We start from the raw sequence: 21984 nt of genomic DNA, 5'->3' as shown, positions 1-21984 counted from the left end.
GTATCAAAAAGGTTAGTTGACCAATACTAATTCATATTCTCCACGTCAGTACATTCATGGCGAAAAGAACGATGGATGGTGGTTCTGCACTTATTACGTATGGGAACTACGCGACGACACGCTCTCTGGGTGAGAATGGAATCTACACGATAGTCGCGTCCGAACACGATCACACGCCTGTTGAGTCGTCGCGGTACTGCGACGAAGTCGTCCGCGTTCCAGCACCCGCAGACGACCTCGTCGCCTACAAGGACGCACTCGTTGGGATTGCAGCACGCCCAGACGTGAAGACGGTCATACCTGCACGTGTCGAAGACGGGTACGTCCTCTCGAAGTACTACGACGAGTTCGACAAGTACGTCGACATGGTCGTTCAGCCGTTCGAGCTCCTTCAGACGACCCACGATAGAATCCGCTTGTTCGAGGTGGCCGAAGCGGCCGGAGTGCCGATACCCCGGACCCGACTGCTTAGCGACGTCGACGAGTTCGATGCGCCAGCGATAATCAAATCACGATTCAACATGCTCGTCGCCGACTACCTCGATGGATACGACCCGAGCGAGTACGACATCATCAAGGGAATTACGCACGTCACGCCGGGTGACACCGTCGACCGGGAGGAGATAGTCCAGGAGATGAAACACGACCCGATCGTCCAAGACTACATTCCATCCGCGGGCAAGTACATGTTCGCTGCTCTCTACGACCATGGCGAAGCCCTCGCAACGTTCCAGCACCTCCAGATTCGAGGCAACTCCTACACCGGCGGTGGGGGTGTGTATCGCTCGTCCGTCTACATTCCGGAACTCGAAGAAGTCGGGCGAAGACTTCTCGACCACATGAACTGGCACGGCCTCGCGTGCATCGAGTACATCAAAGACGCAGAGACAGGTGAGTTCAAACCGATAGAGATCAACCCTCGAATCTGGCAGTCACTCCCGTCGACGGTTCGTGCCGGCGCGGACTTCCCGTACTACTACTGGTTACAGGCAACCGGACAGAAAGACCGAATCGAACAAGGATACGATCTCGGCGTGGGGACCCACTACCTCTGGGGTGAAATCGGCTATCTCAGGAGCGTCGTCAAAGACGACTCACCGTTCGTCCAACGCCCCTCACTCACGTCGACGGTGGCGGAAGTTGCCACGTCCGTGCTCCGAGAACCCCACTTCGATATCCTCCATCTCGACGATCCAATGCCCTTCGTTCACTACGTTCTCCACGTACTCCTGTTTCAACGCACCAAACCCCAGTGGTTTACCACCGTCCGAAACACCTTCTTTGGCGTTGAGGAAGCAACTAACCTAAATTAGGACCATCAGTCCCCGTGGTGTGGTGTGGTAGCCTGTCCGTTCTCCTGTCAGTATTTGGATGTTGAATGAAGCGTGTGTGGACATATCTGAGTCGCTGAAGCTCTCGGGCACCTGTAGACGGAAATCAGAGAGTCGACCAAACAGACACGTCAGTTATACTGATATTCTTAGTTAACTTGTTTATTAAAATTATATTCAGAAATTCTATAGGGTGGCAGTACGACGTTTATCTGCAAATATATCTGATTGTTGATTTTCATTTTCCGTTTGCCGCGATTAACAAAGCATCCGACACACCAAAGAGCAGGCGGAAGTATTGATGTCACTACGCACCCTGCCCCTCGAGCCAGCTCCTCTAGTCCAAACGGACTTGGCTATTCCTCTACCCGGCACTCGGCGCACGTTGCCTGGGATGAAGGAGGGCTACGATGTACCACGGTAACGCCGTTGGGGTCGTCGTCCCCGCCTACAACGAAGAACGATTCGTTGGTACGGTTATCGACACTATCCCGGAGTTCGTCGACCGGACGTACGTCGTCGACGACCACTCAAGTGACGACACTTGGCGGGTGATACGAACCCACGCATCCCGTGTGAACGCCCGAACGACCGAATCCACTACCGAAGACGAGCTCAGTTTGCTCACAGCGGACGGTGGAGAGACGTTGCACCAACGAGTCGTCACCATCCGACATCCAACGAACCGCGGTCGTGGTGCGGCCGTGAAGACCGGCTACCGACAGGCCCTCGAAGACGGTATGGACATCGTCGTCGTGATGGATGCTGACGGTCAGATGGACCCGGATATTCTCCCGTCCATCATCGACCCAGTCGCTCAGGGGACTGCCGACTACGCCGTCGGTGACAGGCTCGCTGGCCCGACCTACTGGCGCGGAATGCCCCCATGGAGGCTGTTTGGAAACGGGCTCCTGTCAGGGTTGACGCGCGTCGCCAGTGGCTACTGGCATATTCGTGACCCACAGAACGGCTATACAGCCATCTCGGCAGAGACTCTCTCGAACCTCGATTTCGACCGACTGTACGACAGGTACGGGTTCCTGAACGACCTGCTCGTGCATCTGAACGTTGCCGAAACGCGAGTCGCCACAGTTCCGATGTACGCACGGTACGGCGACGAAGAGAGCGGAATCCGATACTCGAGTTTCGTTCCGGGACTCTCGTTCCTGCTCCTCAAAGGATTCCTCTGGCGCCTCCACGTGAAGTACCTCTCCAGTGGACCACACCCGCTCGTCGGGATGTACGTCCTCGGTGTCTTGGGGATCCTCGCAGGTATCGTCCGACTCGGGCGGCGACTCCTCGGCCAGCCTCACGCTGCTGGCTCCGGCACCCGTGTCCTGGCCGGCATCCTCTCACTCGTTGGGGCGGTGTTGCTTGACAACAGGGAGGGAGAACACCTTCAACGGGCAGTTAGCACGATGGACGTGTTGGCAAACCCCAGAGAGACAACAGCGGACGAGCAGGTGTTGGAGGGCGAGAATCACGAAACGGACTCACAAGATGACGACCCCCTCGAACAGATTCAGTGACTGGGCGTCGTTTACGAGTGAGCCATCTGTTCTGTATACTTGTACATCGTTTTCGAATAGATCGTCGTGAGAAGGTCTGTTGAAATCCTCAGAGTTTGATAGGTGTGGCGTGACACAGACAGAGGGTCCATCCATCACAAGCGATCCGGAGCCGAGTACTGGATAGCTTTGTCGTCATTCAGCACCTGTACTTCGGTATGGCTCCTTCGCAAGCCGTCGAAGTGATCGCGAGTACCGAGTTCGACACATCCGAGGTGTCGCCACCGAATACGACCTGGGAGATTGCCTTCTACACGGACCGGGTACTGGTGGTACGTGCCCGCCTCGGCGGTGGCGATACGTCCGGCTGGCACACATTCGGTGAGCACGAGGTGTACGGTGTCGTCATCGAGGGCCGGGCACGGTTCGAATACGGTTCCCGTGATAAGGACAGTATCGACGCGGATACCGGCGACTTTTTTCATATTCCTGCCGAGGTGGTTCATCGAAACGTCAACCCAACCGGCGACGAGCAGGTCATCATCGCGGGGTTCGTCGGTTCCGGGATGCCGGTGGTCTCGGTTAAGGAACCCCCGTTACGACTTCCCGCCCGAGAACCCAGGGTGGCTGGCACGGACGACCTCATCCCAACGGGTATACTTGAGAACCTCACCCGGCTGACACCGTTTCCCGACGCCGCCGTTCAGCAGATCCGTGGCCACGCCACGGGACGAATCGAATCGAGTTGGCATCACCACGGCGACAACGACGTTTTCGGGTACGTGCTCAACGGCGAGGGGTACGTTGAATGGGGACTCGGTGATGGCGAGCGAAAAATCGCTCACGCAGGAGATTTCTTCCATATTCCGCCCGGATTGGTCCACCGTGATGTCAATCCGAGTGACGATGAGCAGGACTACCTCCTCTGGCTTACGGGAACTGAACCACGAGTTGTCCACGTGGATGAGCCAGCCAACAGCGGGGAGTGACTTCGTATCCGATGGCGGCTGCTGAATTTGCGCCCTGTATTCAGCACGCCCGTAGAAGCCTCACCAATCGCTGCCAGACGCCGAATGCAATAGATAGTGGATGTATGCACCAGCCGTTGTGCTACGGTAACGGATAACGCGATTCGTGTCGTAGGAAACAGTAAAACATGGTATCGATTAACGACTTCCGGGAAATGCTTCGGGGCACCCTGATCCAGCCCCACGACAAGGGCTACCACGAGTCCCGTGCAGTCTGGAACGGGACAATCGATCGCCATCCTGCGATTATCACCAAGTGTGCAGGTACCGCCGATGTGATTGCGGCTGTGAACTTCGCACGGGAACACGACCTCGAAGTCGCGGTACGCGGCGGCGGCCACAATGTTGCCGGTACCGCCGTCTGTGACGACGGCATCGTTATTGATCTCTCAGCGATGCGAGCCGTATGGGTCGACCCCCGTGCGCGGACCGCCCGGGTACAGGCCGGTGCTCTGTGGAGTGATGTCGACCACGAGACCCAGCCTCACGGCTTGGCAACCACGGGCGGCATCGTCAGCCACACCGGCGTCGCTGGACTCACACTCGGCGGTGGGATCGGCTGGTTGATGCGCAAGCACGGCCTCACCGCCGACAACTTACTCTCCGCCGATGTAGTGACCGCCGATGGCGAGTTCATCCGTGCCTCAGACGACGAGCATGCGGACCTGTTCTGGGCGCTCCGAGGTGGCGGCGGAAACTTCGGAATCGTGACTTCCTTCGAGTTCTCCCTCCACCCTGTCGGTCCCGCTGTACTCGCCGGCCCCGTGTTCTGGGCGGCGGACGACACCGCCGACGTGCTACGATTCTATCGTGACTTCGCGCGGGATGCTCCCGACGAGCTTGGCACCGTTATCAGGTTCGGGACTATTCCTCCCCTCCCAGCCGTCCCGGAGGAGCTTCACTGGCGACCCGCCGTGGCCATCAACACCTGCTACGCTGCGCCAGTCGACGAGGGTGAACGCGTCCTCCGACCGTTGCGTGAGTACGGCACACCACTTTTCGACCTGGTCTCCTCCAAGCCCTATCTGGCACACCAAGGCGGGCTCGACAGCACCGTCCCCCATGGATGGCACTACTATTGGAAGTCGACAGACCTGCCGGAGTTGTCCGATGGCCTGATCGACGTGTTCGTCGACCACGCGTTCTCGGCGGAGTCACCTCGCTCGTACTCGGTGCTGTTCCATCTCGGCGGAGCGGTGAGCCGCGTCGATGATGACGCCACCGCCTACACCGGCCGGAACTCGACTCACAACATCAACATCAACGGTGTCTGGCGTCCCGACGAGGAGAAGAAGTACGCCGAGTCGGAAACAGCGTGGACCCGTCGATTCTTCGACGCGCTCGAACCCCACCGAGAGGGGGTCTACGTGAATTTCCTCGATGCGGATGACGGCACGCAACGGGTCCGCGAATCCTACGGTGAGTACACCTACCGGCGTCTCGCCAAGCTCAAGAACCAATACGACCCCGATAACGTGTTCCACCTCAACCAGAACATCGAGCCCGCCGTCTGAAACGTTCTCACCCGACATTCTTTCGAAGTATCGGCTGTTCCGAACACTCTGTCCTGAATCAGTTGATCGGTCGACCTGCCTACTGACCGCCAATTAAATGTGTCTCACCGCACATATTTCGGTATGGGGGAATCGCTAAAAGCTAGACTATTCGGGTTCGACAACGAGGCTTGGAACAATCCCAAGTATGTCATTCTTGGCGCGCCAGTTTTTGCATTTCTGGGAGTCTTACTCGGTAACCTGTTTGGTGTTCATCTCGTGAACTCTGAACTAGGTGAGTATCTAATCGTGGTCCTGTGCCTACTGATTACGATGTTTATTGGATTCGCAGGGGTGGCATTGATTGATATGCGAAAATAGTCTCCGGGGAGGGCAGTAGTCACATTCCCTGTTCTGAGCAGTCGTGCTTCTGCGTTCGTCCCCCTTCGTTCATAAGGGAAGGGAAGGGAAGGGAGAAGCTCAGTCCGCTTGTGCGTACATCTCTACGAGGTTGTTCGCGTTGGATTCCCACGAGTACCGCTCTTCGATCAACGCGCGGTTCGCCCGTCCCATTCGAACCGCTCCGTCTGGGTCGGCGATGAGACGTGCGAGTGCCCGAGTCAGTTCGTCAGAATTCCCAGGAGTGACGAGGATACCTCGGTCTTCGGTGATGACTTCGGGGATACTCCCGACAGGCGTGGTTACGATGGCGTTGCCCCCGGCCATGCCCTCTAACATCGCGATGGGAAGGCCCTCTGCGTAGGTTGGCAGGACGAACACAGTGCCGCGACTGAGGAGGTCCTGTTTTTCCTCTTCCGAGAGGAACCCGAGATATTCGACGTTGTCGTAGGCCTCGGCGACGGCCGCTGCTCGGTCGGCGAAGGGGCCACGGCCACCGATGCTCACGGTGAACGAGAGGTCGGGCATCGACTCCAGTGCCTCGATGGCGTCGAGCAACTCACCGATACCCTTCCGCTCGATGAGGTTCGAGACGAAGACGATGTGGACAGGGTCTGCCTGGAACGTCGGCGTATACTCGGCAGGTTCGACAGCATTAGCCATCACGTGTACCTTGTCGGAACTCGCCCGCCGGGAGACGAGGCCGCGCCAGTACTCCGAGAGGACCACGACGTCGTCGACCGTCTCGAAGACGAGTGACTGGAGTCGCCGAACGAGAACCGAGTCGGTGTCGAGGAACTCGTCGAACGAAGACCCGTGGATGTGAAGGATTACGGGAACGCGCCAGACGTACGCCGAGAAGAGGACGAAGAACGCCGAGCGGTAGAACGAATACGTGTGTGACGAGTGGACGTGGACGATGTCCGGGCGACGTTGAAAGGGGAACAGGAGGATCGCCAGAACCGACGAGAGAATCATCCGAGCGGCCCGTTCGAGACCCTCCCCTTTGGGTGCAGTGTACCGCGTGTAGAGGCGGACGTCCATCCGGTCTTCGAGGTACCGGCGCTGTTCGGTGATGTACTGGTCGATACCCCCGGTCCCTCGTGGGCCGACGATGAGGAGTTTCGTGTTGTGATTCATAGGAAGCGTGAGGTGAGACGCGACTCGGCCGCGTCAGTCCGTGCGAAAAAATGGGTCCTCGGGAGGATAGTTATGGATTGGTTGACTGTGTGTTCTGCGTGTGTGTTTTGCCGACAGGACACCGATTTTACCGACGGGGGCACCGGGAGACCCGTCACGCGGGGACACTGTGCCGCGAGAGCGACCCAATCCGCTCGACGGCCCCGTAACTCAACGCGACCTGCACGATGACCTCGGTCAGGTTGACTTTGTCTGCGAGGAACTCGTCTCTGCGTGCTCGCCAGCGCTGTTTGGCACCATCGTCGGTGAGCAACGACTCTGCTCGTTCCATGACTTCGTCGAACGATTTGAGGTTGGAGATGAGTCCGTGTGCTTCGAGTTCGATGAAGTTCCCCATATCGTTCTCACCGACGAACGAGTTCGACCGAATCGCCGGTGTCCCGAGCAATGCGGCCTCGGTGACCATGGTCTGTGTGTCTGCGACGAGCAGGTCCGCTTCGGCTAAGACGTCGTGGACGAGGGCGGGATGGAAGTCGAACGGACGCGTGTCGACGTCGCCGTCGTTCCGTTCTTTGCTCTCGTCGAGGACGAACACTGTCGCGTGGGCACTCAACATCTCGATGAGTTCTCGTCGACGCTCGGGAGTGAACCCCTGATGGCCGACGTCGTGGTGGGAGCCGAACGCGTTGAAGCGGACGACGACGAACTTCTCGTCGGGATCGAGGCCCAGTTCGTCGCGGATATCCACCGACGGTTCGTACACGTCGGGGTGGAGATACGCCGTCTCTTTGAACCCGCGGAACTGGTAGTGGTTCTCCGAAATCTCTTTGCCGAACGTGTGTGGGGTCAGTATCGCCTTCGCGAAGGGACGCGAGACCAGGTGGTCCAGTGACGTCGGCTCAGAGTCGATGACGAGGACGACCGGCGTCCGCGACACGGCACCCGCGTGCGCCGCGTATCCACCCATCCCGAAGATGAGGTCCGGCTTGAACCGACGGACTTCCCTGAAGATGTTCACGTAGTGGAAGGGGAGCGATTTGAACAGCGAGTACTTGGTCGTCCCACAGGACCCGTAGATTTCGTGGGGGAGGTCGTAGTACTCGAGGAGGTCTTTCGTACACCCGTAGTCACGGCCGAGGATGAGCACGTCGTGTCCTTGCCGTTGGAGTTCTCTGACAGCGTATTTGTAGAGGTGGACGTGGGCAGGCGTGTTTGTAAAGAACAGGTAGCGCATACTCTCTACCGATGGAGAACGTCTCGGGAAGCAGTAGTTATTCGGCGTCTACCTATCAGAGAGACGTCTGTTAGACCGACACCAGCGACTCAACCTAACATCAGAGTCCGTTACAGTCGCCATAACAAAACGACGGAGTGGCTTTCTTTACCTCACGACGTTGGTCACTGCGCACGGTGTCGAATCGTGGTCCGAGACGGGGTTCAATCCGGCGTACCACTGCGGTGGCGCAGTCGCCCACACCAATATCCACATGTCCTGTATACACACGCTGCACTCACGAGTGCATGCCTACACGGTGCAGTCTCTGACACAGCGACCGGCGAGCGACCGTGGAGGTATCTCGTAGATGTGGCCGTGGGAGCACGTCGCTGTCGGGTACATACTCGTCTCGCTGTGGGCGCGAGTGACGAACAGACGACTCGATGGTCGCATCGTACTCGCGGTCGTACTCGGGACACAGTTTCCCGACCTGATCGACAAGCCCCTCGCGTGGTCGCTAGACGTCCTCCCGAGCGGGATTTCGGTTGCGCACTCGATTTTCGTCTCAGTTCCGCTTTCCGTACTCGTCGTCCTCGTCGCCCGTCGATTCAAGATGACAGCAGTGGGCGTCGCGTTCGCCCTCGGATATCTCTCTCACATCCCCGCAGACCTGTTCTACAGTGGGTTCTTCTTCGGTAATTACGGCGCTCTCCAATCCTTCCTGTGGCCAATTTCGTACGGGCCGCCGTCGTCGGCAGCGGGACTGTTCAGTCAGACGTGGTACTATCTGAGCCGGTTCCTCGTCTACCTCCGCAGACCCGAGGCGTGGGCGTACATACTCTTCGAAGTCGCCTTGCTCGGGAGTGCGTTCGGCCTGTGGCTCAGCGATGGAAAGCCCGGTGTCGAACTCGTGAAACGCTCTGTGAACGGAATTCGTCGAAGCGTTACGCGGTGACAACTCGCCCAAACGTGAGAGCAATCACTCCATAACAAAGCCTTCACCACGACTGATTTTCACCAAGGCAGGCAGACTCCCCGCCGAAATACTATGAATACCACAATTTTCCCGCCGACTCGGCCGTTTAGAAGCCGACAGAACACCAGAGGTGTCGGACGATGAGCGTCGAGCTGGGAGCGGAGTCCCACATCGACGACGACGTCACGATTGGCTACGGTGACGGTGAGGCGCCGGTCATCGGGGACCGTGCCCGGATTCGCTCTGGAAGCATCATCTACTCCGACGTAACCATCGGCAACGACTTCGTCACCGGACACAATGTCCTAGTGAGAGAAGACACCGTCATCGGAGATTCTGTGCTCCTCGGAACGGAGACAGTCGTCGATGGGACGACGACCATCGGGTCGCGAGTCAGCATCCAGACCAACGTGTACATTCCCACGAACACGCACATCGGCGACGACGTGTTCGTCGGGCCGGGAGTCGTCATGACGAACGACCCCTATCCAGTACGCACCGAAGCAGAACTCGTCGGCCCGACCATCGAAGACAACGCCTCGATTGGCGCGAACGCGACGCTCTTGCCCGGCGTCACGATTGGCGAAGGCGCGTTCGTCGCTGCCGGTGCCGTCGTGGTCCACGACGTCCCACCGAGAACGCTCGCGGTCGGCGCGCCGGCCGTCCATCGCGAGTTGCCGGAACCACTGACAGGAGATAACAAGATTCGACGATGACTGACGAGATAATTTCAATCGCAGCACCACAACTTGGTGCAAGAGAAAAAGACCGAATCGCCGCGGTCATCGACAGCGGCATCATCGCCGACGGCCCAGAAGTCCGTGGCTTCGAGCGAGAGTTTGCCGACTACTGCGACGCCGACCACGGTATCGCCACGTCGAACGGGACGACTGCGCTCCACGCCGCGCTCCACGGACTCGGAATTGGTCCGGGAGACCGTGTCCTGACGACGCCGTTTACGTTCATCGCGACGGCCAACGCCGTCACGTTCACTGGCGCAGACGTGGGGTTCGTCGACATCGACCCGGAGACGTACAACATCGACCCGGACGCACTCGAAGCACGACTTCGAGACGGTGAACAGGTTGACGCGGTTATCGCAGTCCACCTGTACGGGCTGCCGGCCGACATGAAACGCCTCACAGAACTCGCAGAGACCTACGACTTCCTCCTGGTCGAAGACGCTGCGCAGGCACACGGGGCAGAAGTCGATGGACAGCGCGTCGGATCGTTCGGAGACGCAGCGTGCTTCTCGTTCTACCCGACGAAGAACATGACCACGAGTGAAGGAGGGATGATAACCACGAACCACGCAGACGTTGCGGAACGTGTCGCACGGTTCGTCGACCACGGCCGCGTCTCTGGCTACGAGCACGCAGAAGTCGGCCACAACTTCCGAATGACGAGCATCGCCGCCGCCATCGGACGAATCCAGCTCGAACGGCTCCCCGAGTTTACGCGTGCGCGACAGTCGAACGCTGCCGCGCTCACGGAGTATCTCGAAGATGCACCGGTCACGACCCCGTACACTCCACCGGGGCGGACGCACGTCTTCCACCAGTACACCGTCCAATGCGACGGTATCGAGCGAGATGCACTCAAGTCGTACCTCGACTCGAACCACATCGGAACGGGCGTATACTATCCGAAAACCGTCCACGAGCAACGACCCTACCAACACCTCTCGGTGTCGGCACCGGTCGCTGAACAGGCAGCAGAGCGTGTACTCTCGCTCCCAGTTCACCCCGGCCTCAGTGCAGACGACGTCGAACGCGTCGGCCGTACGGTTGCCAACTATCTGGAGGTAGTGACGTGAGCGAATCAGTCGCCGCCGGCGTCATCGGTGTCGGGTCGATGGGAACGAACCACGCTCGCGTCTACTCCGAACTTCGGAACGTCGAGTTGATTGGCGTCGCTGACGCGGACATGGCCCGCGCGATGGCAGTCGCCGCCGACTTCGGTACTGAGGCGTTCACGATCGACGAACTCCTCGACAAAGTCGACGTCGTTACCGTCGCAGTTCCGACGCCGTACCACGAGTCGGTGACGCGGAAGTGTATCGAGGCAGGTGTCCACACCCTCGTCGAGAAACCGTTCGTCGAGGAACTGGACGCCGGAGAGGAACTGGCAGCACTCGCCACGTGGCACGGTGTGACCCTGCAGGTTGGCCACATCGAGCGGTTCAATCCGGCCGTTCGCGCACTCGACAAAATCCTCGATGGCGTCGAACCCATCGCCATCACGGCGAACCGACTCGGACCACCGCTCAACCGAGATGTCGATGACGGCGTCATCATGGACCTCATGATTCACGACATCGACATCATCCTCTCGCTCGTCGATTCAGAGATTGAAACCCTCTCGGCAACGAGTGCAGCGGACGAACAGTACGCGACGGCGCAGTTGACGTTCGCGAACGGCGTCATCGGAACGTTGACCGCGAGTCGCCTCACCCAACAGAAGACCCGGACGCTCGACATCACGGCACGTGACCGACTCATCCGCGTCGATTACGTGAACCAGTCCATCCAAATCTTCCGACAATCGCGCCCGGATTACCTGCGTGACAACGGCAACATCCGCTACCGTCACGAGGTCGTCATGGAGCAACCGATGATCGAAGCGGGTGAACCACTCAAACACGAACTCGAATCGTTCATCGAGGCCGCCATGGAAGGCGGTCCGGTGGTCGTCTCTGCGGACGATGGCCTCCGCGCAGTCGACGTTGCACAGCGCATCAAAGCCGACGCAACAGCGAAACAACAGGCTGTGACAACACCAGAGGAGGCGAAATGACGAACCAATACACTGGACTCTACAACTCCGAACTCCCGCCGGAAGGACAGCGACAAGCACTCAGAGACGGTGCTGTGCCGGTCACAGTGTACGGTCTGGGGAAGATGGGCCTCCCGCTCGCGGCCGTCTACGCCAAGACGACGGGCAACGTCGTCGGTGTCGACATCGACGCCGACGTCGTCCGGATGGTAAACGACGGAGAGTGCCACGTGGCGAAAGAACCTGGGCTGCCGGAACTCGTCGCCGAACAGGCCGGGCGGGGAGCGCTCCGCGCCACGACCGACAGCGTCGCTGCCGCCAAAGAAGGAGCGATACACGTCATCATCGTCCCGACGCCGCTGACCGACGACCACGAACCAGACCTCGCGGCGTTCGTAGCCGTTCTGGACAGTATCGCCGCCGGTCTCGCACCCGGAGATATGGTCGTCGTCGAATGTACCGTCCCACCGAAGACGAGCAGTGAACTCGTCGTCCCACACCTCGAAGCGAAGAGCGGCATCTCACGCACGGAGTTCGGCGTCGCGTTCTGTCCCGAACGAACGTCGTCGGGTCGAGCACTGCAAGATATCACCGGGTCACACCCCAAAATCGTCGGCGGAGTGGACACGGAATCGACCCGTGTTGCATCGCTCGTCTACGGAGAGATAACCTCGAACGAGGTCATCGCCGTGAGCGACGCCACGACTGCAGAGTCGGTGAAGTTGTTCGAAGGACTCTACCGAGACGTCAACATCGCGCTCGCGAACGAACTCGCACGGATACGCGACGACCTCGGTATCGACGTGACAGAGGCCATCCACGCCGCGAACACACAACCGTACTGTGACATCCACGCACCCGGTCCGGGTGTCGGTGGGCACTGTATCCCGTGGTATCCGTACTTCATCACGAGTCGTGTCACGACCGACACGCCGCTGATTCTGACGGCACGCGAGGTCAACGACAGTATGCCGGCGTTCACCGCCGATACACTTCGTACCGAACTGTCCCACGCGGGGCGCGACATCGAGACGGCCACAGTCGCAGTCCTCGGGGTGACGTACCGACCTGGCGTCGCCGAAACTCGTGCAACCCCTGCGGCTGGCGTCATCGACCGGCTCACCGAACACGGGGCGACAGTCCTCGCAGTCGACCCGATGCTCGACGACGACGTCGTAGCCTCGTTCGGCGCCACGCCCGTCTCGCTCGCCGACCTCTCGGCCCACGACCTCGACGCCGCCGTCGTGGTCACACCGCACGAAGAGTTCGACGACATCGACTGGGCCGCCTTCGACGACCTCGTCGTCATCGACGGCAGGGGCACGCTCGGAGACATCGGTCACCGCGTGTACACGATTGGTGCCGGCCCACGAAACACGGAGGTTCGACACCATGACTAGACGCAAGATTCTGTCCGTTGTCGGTGCACGTCCACAGTTCATCAAGGCGTTCCCGGTGTCGTCTGCCCTGCGACGTCACCACGACGAGGTGCTCGTCCACACCGGTCAGCACTACGACGAGTCGCTCTCTGGGGTGTTCTTCGACGAACTCGACATCCCGAAACCGGACTACAATCTGGGTGTCGGGTCTGGGTCGCACGCGGCTCAGACCGCCGAGATGATGGTTCGACTCGACGAGGTCATTGCCGACGAAGACCCCGATATCGTCCTCGTCTACGGTGACACGAACTCGACCCTCGCGGCGGCGCTCGTCGCGTCGAAACGTGACCCACTGCTGGCTCACGTCGAGGCGGGACTGCGGAGTCACAACTGGGAGATGCCGGAAGAAGTGAACCGCGTCCTCACCGACCACTGTTCGGACCTCCTGTTTGCACCCTCCGAGTCGGCCGCCCTCGCGCTCGAACGAGAGGGAATACACGACGGTGTCTACGTGCCCGGCGACGTCCAGTACGACGCCATCCTTCAGGTTCGGAACACAGCACGCGAACGGTCGACTATCCTCGAAGACCTTGGTCTTCGCGACGACGAATACATCCTCGCGACGGTCCACCGGGCAGCCAACACGGACGACTGGTCGAGACTCGAAGCAATCGTCACCGAACTCGCGGAGGCAGGGAGACCAGTCGTCTTCCCCGTCCACCCCCGAACCGAGAACGCGCTTCGGGAGGCAGGCCTCTGGTCACTCGTCGCCGACGACGAGAACATCCTGCTCGTCGACCCGGTCGGCTACCTCGACTTCGTTCGCCTCCTCGACGGTGCAGAGCGCGTGGCAACCGATTCGGGCGGCGTCCAGAAAGAAGCGTTCTACCTCGACACGCGCTGTGTCACGCTTCGAGACGAGACAGAGTGGGTCGAGACAGTCGATTCCGGATGGAACACCCTCGTCGGTGCCGACCCACTCGCGATTCGAACTGCGCTGCAGTCGACCGAACCGCTCCCGGAGAAACCATCGCTCTACGGCGACGGGAGAGCAGCAGACCGAATCGTAGAGGCCCTCTCGTCGTTCGACCATGAGTGACTTCGCACTCTGTCTGACACACGACGTCGACCGCCCGTACAAGACGTACCAGAGTCTGTTCTACGCGACGAAAGAGCGACCAGCGTACCACCTTCGGACGCTCCTCTCTCGGAAGAACCCCTACTGGCAGTTCGAGGACATCATGGCGCTCGAACGCGACCTCGGCGTTCGCTCGTCGTTCTACTTCCTGAACGAACCGAGCCTCTTCCGCACGGGGTCGGTCAGGGACCTCCTCGACCCGAAGAACGTAATCGAGCACGCCGGTCGGTACGATATCACCGCAGACCCACTCGTCGACGTGATTCTGGACCTCGACGCCGGCGGTTGGGAAGTCGGGATTCACGGGTCGTTCCGGTCGAGCGACGACATCGACCGTCTCTGGACCGAAAAACAGGCGTTGGAGTCGATACTCGGACACGAGATACTCGGTGGACGACAACACCACCTCAAACTCACCGACCAGACGTGGGAGTATCACCGCGAGATTGGCCTCGCCTACGACGCGAGTCCCGGGTCGAGTTCCGAATTCGGGTTCCAACACGGCTACCAGCCGTTTCGGCCGTTCGACGACGAGTTCGTGGTGTTCCCCCTGACGCTGATGGAGGTCGCCCTCCCCGACCCCGGCGTGTCGTTCGACGACGCGTGGGCGGCGTGTGAGCGCCTCCTCGTCGAAGCCGAAGCAAACGACGCCGTGATGACGGTGCTCTGGCATCCTCGCTACTTCAGTGAGGCCGAGTTCCCCGGCTACCGTCGGCTGTATCGCCGACTCATCGAGTGGGCGCTCGAACGAGATGCGTGGGTCGGCCCCGTCTCAGAGTACTATCGGGAGTTCCTCAAAGAGATGCCAGCAGGGCGAGACGAGACCGCGATTGTTTCGGCACGCGAGACCGAGAGTCCGCCGTCCAGCAGACCAAACGGACCGACGACACGTGAGACGGGCTATCGGATGCGGCCGGAGCGTGGCGAGTCTGACGAGTCGTCGAAGCGGTCGTTTACGAACTGACCATCGTGGGCGAGTCGGCCGGTTTCGAGGGCGGCGCTCGTGGCGCTGGGAAGCGATATTCGCTGTATAACAAAGCCTCCTGCAGGCCACCATCCGGATAGCCGACAATCAGCAATCACAGTATTTCTCTCCATCATGAATCAACAACTACCGAAACAGCATCACACCGAACCCGACGTCGATATCGAACGGCTCCAGCAGTACGTCGACGTCCTCGACGACGTTCTCGCGTACGCACGGGAACGAGACTACACGGGGTGGGACTACGGAGACGGATTGAGCAGTCGGGTGTTGCACTCGATACCCTTCGACAATTTGTGGTTCAACCTCGCCGTCCAAGAGTTCATCAAGCGATGTCCAGTGAACGTGCGACCACTCTTCCGCGTCGAGCAGCGACGCAACTTCAAAGGAATCGCGCTGTTCGCCATGGCCAACCGGACACGTGCACAATTAGGTGACTGGTTCGACGGGCGCGAATCATCCGAACTGTACCACAACGACGCCGAATCGCTGACGGAGTGGCTCGTCGACAATCAGGTCACTGGGTTCAGTGGTTTCGGTGGGAGTCACCGACACAGAATCCAGCATCCGTCGGGTCGCAGTGGCCCTCGGCACACGATTCCGAACTCGCCGAATCTCGTGTCGACGTCGTACGGCGTGAAAGCGCTGCTCGCTGGCGAAGAGTTCGACCCGAACTACCCAGATATCGCGAAGACTGCGTTCGACCTCGCCGTCGAAGACCTGGACTACCGACCGAAAGACGGTGGCGCAGTGATGGACTACTACATAGGTCACCCGAAGGACAGTTACACCCTCAACGCGTTGGCCATCGGGGCACGATATTTCGTCGAACTCTACGGACAGTTCGGTGACGAGGAGTTGCTCGAACGTGCCGAGGCAGTGTTCGACTACGTCGCGTCGAAACAGACCGAACGCGGCGGGTGGTACTACCGTGAACCGCCGACGAGCTCGCACCTCTCGATGGACAACCACCACAACGGGTTCATCATCGAGAGTCTACTTCGGTACGAACAACTGGTCGGAAGCGGCCGATACGACGACGAAATCGAACTCGGCTTGGACTTCCACGCCCGCGAGTTGTTCGACGAGGACGGTGCCCCGAACTTCGACGAAGAGAACGCGTATCCGAGAGACATCCACGCCACCGCACAGGGAATCCTCGTCTTCACCTACGCCGGCCAGTACGACCGAGCAGAGCGTGCCATCGACTGGGCGTTGAAGAACATGTACGTGCCCGAGGAAGGTCGCTTCTACTTCCGAAAACAGCGGTTCTACACCAAGCGCATGACACTGATGCGCTGGGCACAGGCGTGGATGGCGTACGCGATCGCCGAGTACCTGGCCACGAGAATCTCCGGCGAACCCAGCCACGGGTACGGTATAGACTCCCTTCGAGCGACGACAGAGACTGCCTGAACAGCGCTCGATTGTCCTGTTTTCAGTATAGTTGCTTCATAACAAATCTACACCCACACGTCAACACAAATCGAGAATGTCTTCTAAGATGATATGCTTGGGCACGTCCCAATTGGGCCACCGTGTCGCCGCCGATGCGACGGTGGTCGCCAACCAGCGGGAACCTCGGTCCAGTGTTGGACGCGTCCTCGTCGGGTGCCCAACGCCCGCACCGATCCAAGACACACATTCCACATCACAACCATGACAATCGAAATCGAAGCGTTCGACAGGAGTCGGCGTGACGAGTGGGACCGATACGTCGAGCGGTCGGGTGACGCGAGTATCTTCCACCAGTATCGTGCCCTCGAACTACAGGCCAAGCATTCGAACTCGACGCTTCACCCACTCGTCGGGTTCAAAAACGAGCAAGCAATCGGGCTGTATCCGGTGTTCGAAATCCGGAAAGGACCCGTCAAGACGGCGTTTTCCCCACCGCCAAACCTCGGGGTCCCCTACCTCGGGCCCGTCTTGCTGGGCGGGTCGGGTATCAAGCAGCGCAAGCTCGAACGGCGTCGGAACCAGTTTATCGAAGGCTGCACCAACTGGGTGAACAATAATATCGACCCGACGTACACCCACGTTCGGGTCGGTGACTACTACACCGACATGCGAATCTTCCAGTGGGGTGGGTGTACGGTGACGCCGAAGTACACCTACAACGTCGACTTAGACCGCAGCGAAGAAGACCTGCTGTTGTCGTTCAGCAGAAGTGCGCGACGGAACATCCGTGATGGGGAAGACGTCGCGTCGAACATCTCGATCGGCGGGAGAGAAGACCTCGAAGCGATACTCGCACTCGTCGAAGACAGATACGACGAACAGGATTTGGCGTTCGACATCCCGTCGGCGTTCGTTCGCGGCCTGTACGACGAACTCCCGGACGGGCAGGTACAACCGTACGTGTTCAAAACAGACGGCGAGTTCGTCAGCGGCATCATCGTCTTGAACTACGGAAAGACGACCTACCGATGGCTAGGCGGTGCGCGTCCAAAAGGCGACTACCGAGTCGACGTCAACGACCTCCTCGACTGGCGGATAATGTGCGACGCGAAGGACGCCGGGCGGGTCCGATACGACCTCGTCGGCGCGAACAATCGCCGCCTCAATCGGTACAAAGGGAAGTACAACCCCGAACTGGTCACGTTCTATCAGATCGAACACGGGCCACTCCCCATCCGCGCAGCCGCACACTTGTACAAGAGTAGCATCGGGTCGGGAATCTCGGCACTGGCCGGTTCGAATCGGTCGAGTATGCCAGCCAGACTCGTCTCGGGAATCGTCCCGATGATAACGACCACGTATCGAAGCGAATCACTCCCCGGAGACACCGTCTCGGGCGAACAGTAACCTCCACACCACTCACAGATGTCACAACTACGTCTCGAACAGATGAGCCTCGACGAATGGGGCGACGCGCTCCCCTCGTCAGGTATCGAAGTATTCCAAACGCCCGCGGTGCTCGACGCCATCGACCAACATTACGACGGGGAGATGCGCCTCCTCGGTGCATTCAAAGGACAGGAACCGGTCGCGCTGTTACCGACCTTCGAACGAAAGAACCCACTCGGTCGCGTCATCGTCTCACCCCCGCCGTCGATGGCGATTCCCTACATCGGCCCGATACTGATGCCGAACAGTCCGAAACAGAGCGCCTACGAATCGGTAAACAGGGAGTTCGCCGACCTCGTGATGGACGAACTGGGCGTCAGGTCGAACCGGACCTTCGTCCGTATCCTCTGTTCGCCGTCGTATCTCGACCCGCGGCCGTTCGAGTGGTCCGGGTTCGCAATCAAGCCGTCGTTCACGTACCGAATCGACCAGTCCACACAGTCGCTCGACGATGTCCAGAGCCAGTTCAGTCGAAGCCTCCGTCGGGAGATTCGGCAGACCCAAGACCTCGACGTTACCGTCACCAGAGAAGGAATCGAGGGGGCGAAAAGCGTGTACGAAGACGTCGTCTCCCGATACGACGAACAGGACGAACCGTTCGGCATGCCGTGGGAGTTCGTCGAAACACTCGTTCGAAATCTCGACGACCGATGTCGCGTCTACGTCGCTCGTGACCCAGACGGCGAGTACCTCAGCGGCATCATCGTCCCCTTCTCTGACGATGTCGGGTACTTCTGGCTTGGCGGCGCACGCGGTGTGTACGAAGGAGTCAGTGTCAACAATCTCCTCCACTGGACGATTCTCGAAGACATCGCAGAGGACGACGACCTCGCCTCGGTCACTAAATACGACCTCGTCGGTGCGAACACCGAACGACTCTGCAACTACAAGTCGAAGTACGGGGGGTCGTTGGTTCCGTACTACACCGTCGAGTCAACGGGTGTCGGGATGAATCTCGCCAAGCGGACGTACCAACTGTTGAATAAGAACGGCGAACGCATTCCGACGAAGTAGCGGAGAACGACTCAGTTACGCCATCTGTTGGCTGTCGATGACTCGCCAGATGCCTTCGGCGTCGTCCGTGATGCCGTAGACACGCCCCTTCTTTCGCTGTTCGGGAACGAGTAGTTCGACGAGTGAGCGCTCTCGGAGTTCCTGGAGTGCACGAGAGACGTGCGCGACTGGGTGACTGGAATCAGCTGCAATCTGCGTGGGTGTTGCGGGACTCTCGTCGAGGCGCTCCAGAACGTCGACCCGGTACCGTGAACTGATGATGAACCCGACGTCGTCCCACGGGACGTCGTCAGCCATCGCACTCGCAGAACTCATGCGGCACTCACTCCTGGTCGACGTCCGTGACTCGTCGCACCACTCAGTGTCTGGTCGACTCCGGAGTAGTGTCTCACCGGCGAACCAGCCCGTTTTGAACCGATTAACAGGATATTAACGGCTACAGTGGCGGAAGCCTGAATTGCCAGCGACACTAGTTTGGAGCTCATTCGTTCGTTAATTCGAACTTAATTACATAAATTCATCGTTGCAAGTATATTCACGAACTCGTGAACGTCAGTGTCGAACGAATAAATTCGGATACAGAAAATCGGTGGAGTCGAGAGTGTCAGTGTTCGATTCATCTGTGGCCGATGGTTTGAGCGTATCGACACTGGTTCGGACACGGGTCGAGTCGAGACTCTCGGTGACGTAACTTTCTGTATACGGTGTCGTGGCTTTCTGTTCACGGGGTCGTGAATCACTGTTCTCACGGTCGCTCACAGATTTTTGCATCGTTCTCCGTCTGACCCCACTCATCACACGTTCGAGAACCGAGCGTCGTAGCGAGACTCATATCGGTGACAGACGTAGCACAATACATGTCACTCAATCGTCTACTAGGAGTGGCCGGGGTTGTGGTCCTCGGTGGTGTTGCACTGCTCGCTGTCAGTCGAGTACGGGCTGGAGGTGTGAGTACTCGACTCGTAGAGAGACTCGAAGCAGATGCGGTTCCGGAGTCCAATCAAACCGATACCGTCACTGCCGACGACTTCGAAGGGCTTCCCGCACCCGTCCAACGCTACCTCGACCACGTCATCACAGACGGCCGGCCCTACGTGCGCACAGCACGACTGCATCAAACCGGCGCGTTCCGACTGGGCGATTCGACTGCGCCGTGGAAACCGCTCGAAGCGACACAACAGTACACCGTCGGCCCACCGGGATTCGTCTGGGACGCCCGCATCGAGTTCCTCCCGCACGTACCGATTCGTGTCGTCGATGCCTACGTCGACGGCACGGGAGTCCTCACCGCGAAACTGTTCTCGCTCATCCCGCTGGCGAACGCGGAGTCCACCCGGGAACTCGACGAAGGCGAACTCGCACGCCACCTCGCAGAGATGGTCTGGTTCCCCACGGCGTTCCTTCCGGGACAGGGTGTCGAATGGGAGGCACTTGATGCTCACTCCGCCCGCGCGACCCTCACCCATCGAGAAACGAGCGCCTCCGTCGTGTTTCACTTCGACGAGAACGACGAAATTACGCGCGTCACGGCCGAACGGTGGTACGAGACCGACGACGGGTCGTACGAGTTACACCCGTGGACAGGGTACTTCTTCGACTACCACGACGTCGATGGACTGCGCATCCCCGGTGCCGGTGAAGTCGAGTGGAATCTACCCGATGGAGACCGACCGTACTGGCGGGCAGCCATCGACGATATCGAGTACACCCCGTGATGTCTGACCTGTACTCCCAGTCTCGATGGGTAATTCCGGAAGGTCTACCACCCACCACCGGGACCTGCGACGTAGATGAGCGACTCCGCATCCCCGCTTCGTATCCTCCTCACTAACGACGACGGTATCGACTCCCCCGGAATCGCTGCACTCCGCGAAGAACTCACCGCCATCGGTGACGTGACCGTCGTGGCACCCGCAGAGAATCAAAGCGGTGTCGGGCGGGCCCGCAACGAACTCGCCGTCCGCCGCGACCACCCGTGGGGGTACGCCCTCGAAGGAACCCCAGCAGACTGCGTCGCCTACGGCCTCCGCGGCCTCGAGACAGACTTCGACATCGCCCTCTCCGGCATCAACGACGGGCCAAACGCAGGCAACTACGTCGTCGGGCGGTCCGGAACGGTCGGGGCGGGAATCGAGTCCGCGTTTCTCGGCACGCCCGCAATCGCAGTTTCGAGTTATCACGCACGAGACTTCTTCTGTCACCCCCCGGAAGAGTACGACTTCTCCCGTCCTGCACGCGTCGCTCGCGCGGTCACAGAGCGCGTCTACGGTGCCGGAATCTTCGACGACGTCGACCTGCTGAACATCAACGCACCAATCGACGTTCCGTCCCCCCGAATGCGAGTGACTCGACCGCTCGCGGACTACGACCAACAGGTGGACCACCACGACGACACGAATCTGCTCGGAGACGGTGACCGAGAAGACACGCTCAACGACGACGAGATGCTCGTCCGCCTCCGCGACGTGTCGTGGCCGGGAACTGTCGGGTACGAGAATCCGTTTCCCCCCAGAGACGAACACAGAGAACGGTATCCCGTCGGCAGCGACCGCCGCGCGATGGTCGACGGCGAAGTGAGTGTCTCGCCGCTCGCGGTTCACCACGGCCATACCGAGGACCCAAAACTCGCGAGCGTCGTCGAGAGTCTCTCCGAACAAATCGAATAAGAGTCGTAGGAGGCGGACCGTAGCAGGGAAAGTGCCGGAGAAGGTCCCCAACCGGTCGACTGAGTCCACACGATTTCTGGCTCTGTTCA

At 59.6% G+C, this 21984-nt stretch carries 19 protein-coding genes; 16 read left to right on the top strand and 3 right to left on the bottom strand.

Translation table 11 applies throughout. The annotated features are described in order from the left end of the window. Nucleotides 1-56 precede the first annotated feature (56 nt). From GJR98_RS16410 to GJR98_RS16395, 4 genes are all read left to right on the top strand, one after another. A complete protein-coding gene (locus GJR98_RS16410; protein ID WP_225316452.1) occupies nt 57-1313 on the top strand; it encodes a carboxylate--amine ligase in 1257 nt (418 codons plus the stop codon). Between the two features lie 428 nt (nt 1314-1741). Further along, the gene (locus GJR98_RS16405; protein ID WP_151139821.1) at nt 1742-2860 is read left to right on the top strand and encodes a glycosyltransferase family 2 protein; all 1119 of its coding nucleotides are present in this window, start codon (nt 1742-1744) and stop codon (nt 2858-2860) included. A gap of 197 nt (nt 2861-3057) precedes the next feature. Then, nucleotides 3058-3828, top strand: coding sequence for a cupin domain-containing protein (locus GJR98_RS16400; RefSeq protein WP_151139820.1), 771 nt, complete (start codon nt 3058-3060; stop codon nt 3826-3828). Nucleotides 3829-4022: 194 nt separating this feature from the next. Next, entirely contained in the window at nt 4023-5381 is a 1359-nt protein-coding gene (locus GJR98_RS16395; protein WP_225316456.1) for an FAD-binding oxidoreductase, read from the top strand. Between the two features lie 459 nt (nt 5382-5840). Here the strand turns inward: GJR98_RS16395 and GJR98_RS16390 are convergent, their stop codons facing one another. Both GJR98_RS16390 and GJR98_RS16385 read right to left on the bottom strand, forming a co-directional pair. Beyond that, nucleotides 5841-6899, bottom strand: a complete 1059-nt coding sequence (locus GJR98_RS16390; protein WP_151139818.1) for a glycosyltransferase family 4 protein — start codon at nt 6897-6899, stop codon at nt 5841-5843. A gap of 154 nt (nt 6900-7053) precedes the next feature. Further along, nucleotides 7054-8133, bottom strand: coding sequence for a DUF354 domain-containing protein (locus GJR98_RS16385; RefSeq protein WP_151139817.1), 1080 nt, complete (start codon nt 8131-8133; stop codon nt 7054-7056). A 349-nt stretch (nt 8134-8482) separates the two neighbouring features. Here GJR98_RS16385 and GJR98_RS16380 point away from each other — a divergent pair, with 349 nt between their 5' ends. The 10 genes from GJR98_RS16380 (at nt 8483) to GJR98_RS16335 (ending at nt 19229) form a co-directional block, all read left to right on the top strand. After that, on the top strand, nt 8483-9070 hold the full coding sequence (locus GJR98_RS16380; protein ID WP_151139816.1) for a metal-dependent hydrolase: 588 nt from the start codon (nt 8483-8485) through the stop codon (nt 9068-9070). A gap of 161 nt (nt 9071-9231) precedes the next feature. Further along, complete coding sequence (locus tag GJR98_RS16375) at nt 9232-9807, top strand: acyltransferase (protein WP_151139815.1); 576 nt, start codon at nt 9232-9234, stop codon at nt 9805-9807. Continuing rightward, nucleotides 9804-10907 carry a DegT/DnrJ/EryC1/StrS family aminotransferase gene (locus tag GJR98_RS16370; protein WP_151139814.1) on the top strand — a complete coding sequence of 368 codons (1104 nt, stop codon included), beginning with the start codon at nt 9804-9806 and terminating at the stop codon, nt 10905-10907. The genes GJR98_RS16375 and GJR98_RS16370 overlap by 4 nt, the downstream gene beginning before the upstream one ends. Further along, nucleotides 10904-11887, top strand: a complete 984-nt coding sequence (locus tag GJR98_RS16365) for a Gfo/Idh/MocA family protein (protein WP_151139813.1) — start codon at nt 10904-10906, stop codon at nt 11885-11887. The genes GJR98_RS16370 and GJR98_RS16365 overlap by 4 nt, the downstream gene beginning before the upstream one ends. Then, entirely contained in the window at nt 11884-13266 is a 1383-nt protein-coding gene (locus GJR98_RS16360) for a nucleotide sugar dehydrogenase (protein WP_151139812.1), read from the top strand. Before GJR98_RS16365 ends, GJR98_RS16360 begins: the two co-directional genes overlap by 4 nt. After that, the gene (wecB, locus tag GJR98_RS16355; protein WP_151139811.1) at nt 13259-14344 is read left to right on the top strand and encodes a non-hydrolyzing UDP-N-acetylglucosamine 2-epimerase; all 1086 of its coding nucleotides are present in this window, start codon (nt 13259-13261) and stop codon (nt 14342-14344) included. Before GJR98_RS16360 ends, wecB begins: the two co-directional genes overlap by 8 nt. After that, nucleotides 14337-15347: a polysaccharide deacetylase family protein gene (locus GJR98_RS16350; protein WP_225316451.1), complete on the top strand. Its 1011-nt coding sequence runs from the start codon at nt 14337-14339 to the stop codon at nt 15345-15347. Before wecB ends, GJR98_RS16350 begins: the two co-directional genes overlap by 8 nt. Before the next feature lie 135 nt (nt 15348-15482). After that, complete coding sequence (locus GJR98_RS16345; RefSeq protein WP_151139810.1) at nt 15483-16784, top strand: antibiotic ABC transporter permease; 1302 nt, start codon at nt 15483-15485, stop codon at nt 16782-16784. A gap of 243 nt (nt 16785-17027) precedes the next feature. Beyond that, nucleotides 17028-18173, top strand: a complete 1146-nt coding sequence (locus tag GJR98_RS16340) for a lipid II:glycine glycyltransferase FemX (protein WP_151139809.1) — start codon at nt 17028-17030, stop codon at nt 18171-18173. A gap of 18 nt (nt 18174-18191) precedes the next feature. Next, nucleotides 18192-19229 carry a GNAT family N-acetyltransferase gene (locus tag GJR98_RS16335; protein WP_151139808.1) on the top strand — a complete coding sequence of 346 codons (1038 nt, stop codon included), beginning with the start codon at nt 18192-18194 and terminating at the stop codon, nt 19227-19229. A 15-nt stretch (nt 19230-19244) separates the two neighbouring features. Here GJR98_RS16335 and GJR98_RS16330 read toward each other — a convergent pair whose 3' ends face one another. Next, the gene (locus GJR98_RS16330) at nt 19245-19544 is read right to left on the bottom strand and encodes a winged helix-turn-helix domain-containing protein (protein WP_151139807.1); all 300 of its coding nucleotides are present in this window, start codon (nt 19542-19544) and stop codon (nt 19245-19247) included. A gap of 632 nt (nt 19545-20176) precedes the next feature. Between GJR98_RS16330 and GJR98_RS16325 the strand changes: the two genes are divergently transcribed. Together GJR98_RS16325 and surE are read left to right on the top strand one after the other, a co-directional pair. Then, on the top strand, nt 20177-20944 hold the full coding sequence (locus tag GJR98_RS16325) for a DUF6920 family protein (protein WP_225316449.1): 768 nt from the start codon (nt 20177-20179) through the stop codon (nt 20942-20944). 75 nt (nt 20945-21019) lie between these two features. Next, nucleotides 21020-21895, top strand: a complete 876-nt coding sequence (gene surE / locus GJR98_RS16320) for a 5'/3'-nucleotidase SurE (protein ID WP_151139805.1) — start codon at nt 21020-21022, stop codon at nt 21893-21895. The last annotated feature ends 89 nt before the right edge of the window (nt 21896-21984 follow it).

It is taken from the genome of Haloferax marinisediminis (genome assembly GCF_009674585.1).
Taxonomy (GTDB): domain Archaea; phylum Halobacteriota; class Halobacteria; order Halobacteriales; family Haloferacaceae; genus Haloferax; species Haloferax marinisediminis.
Note: the sequence above shows the minus strand (reverse complement) of the source record. Positions and strands in the feature narration are given on the sequence as shown.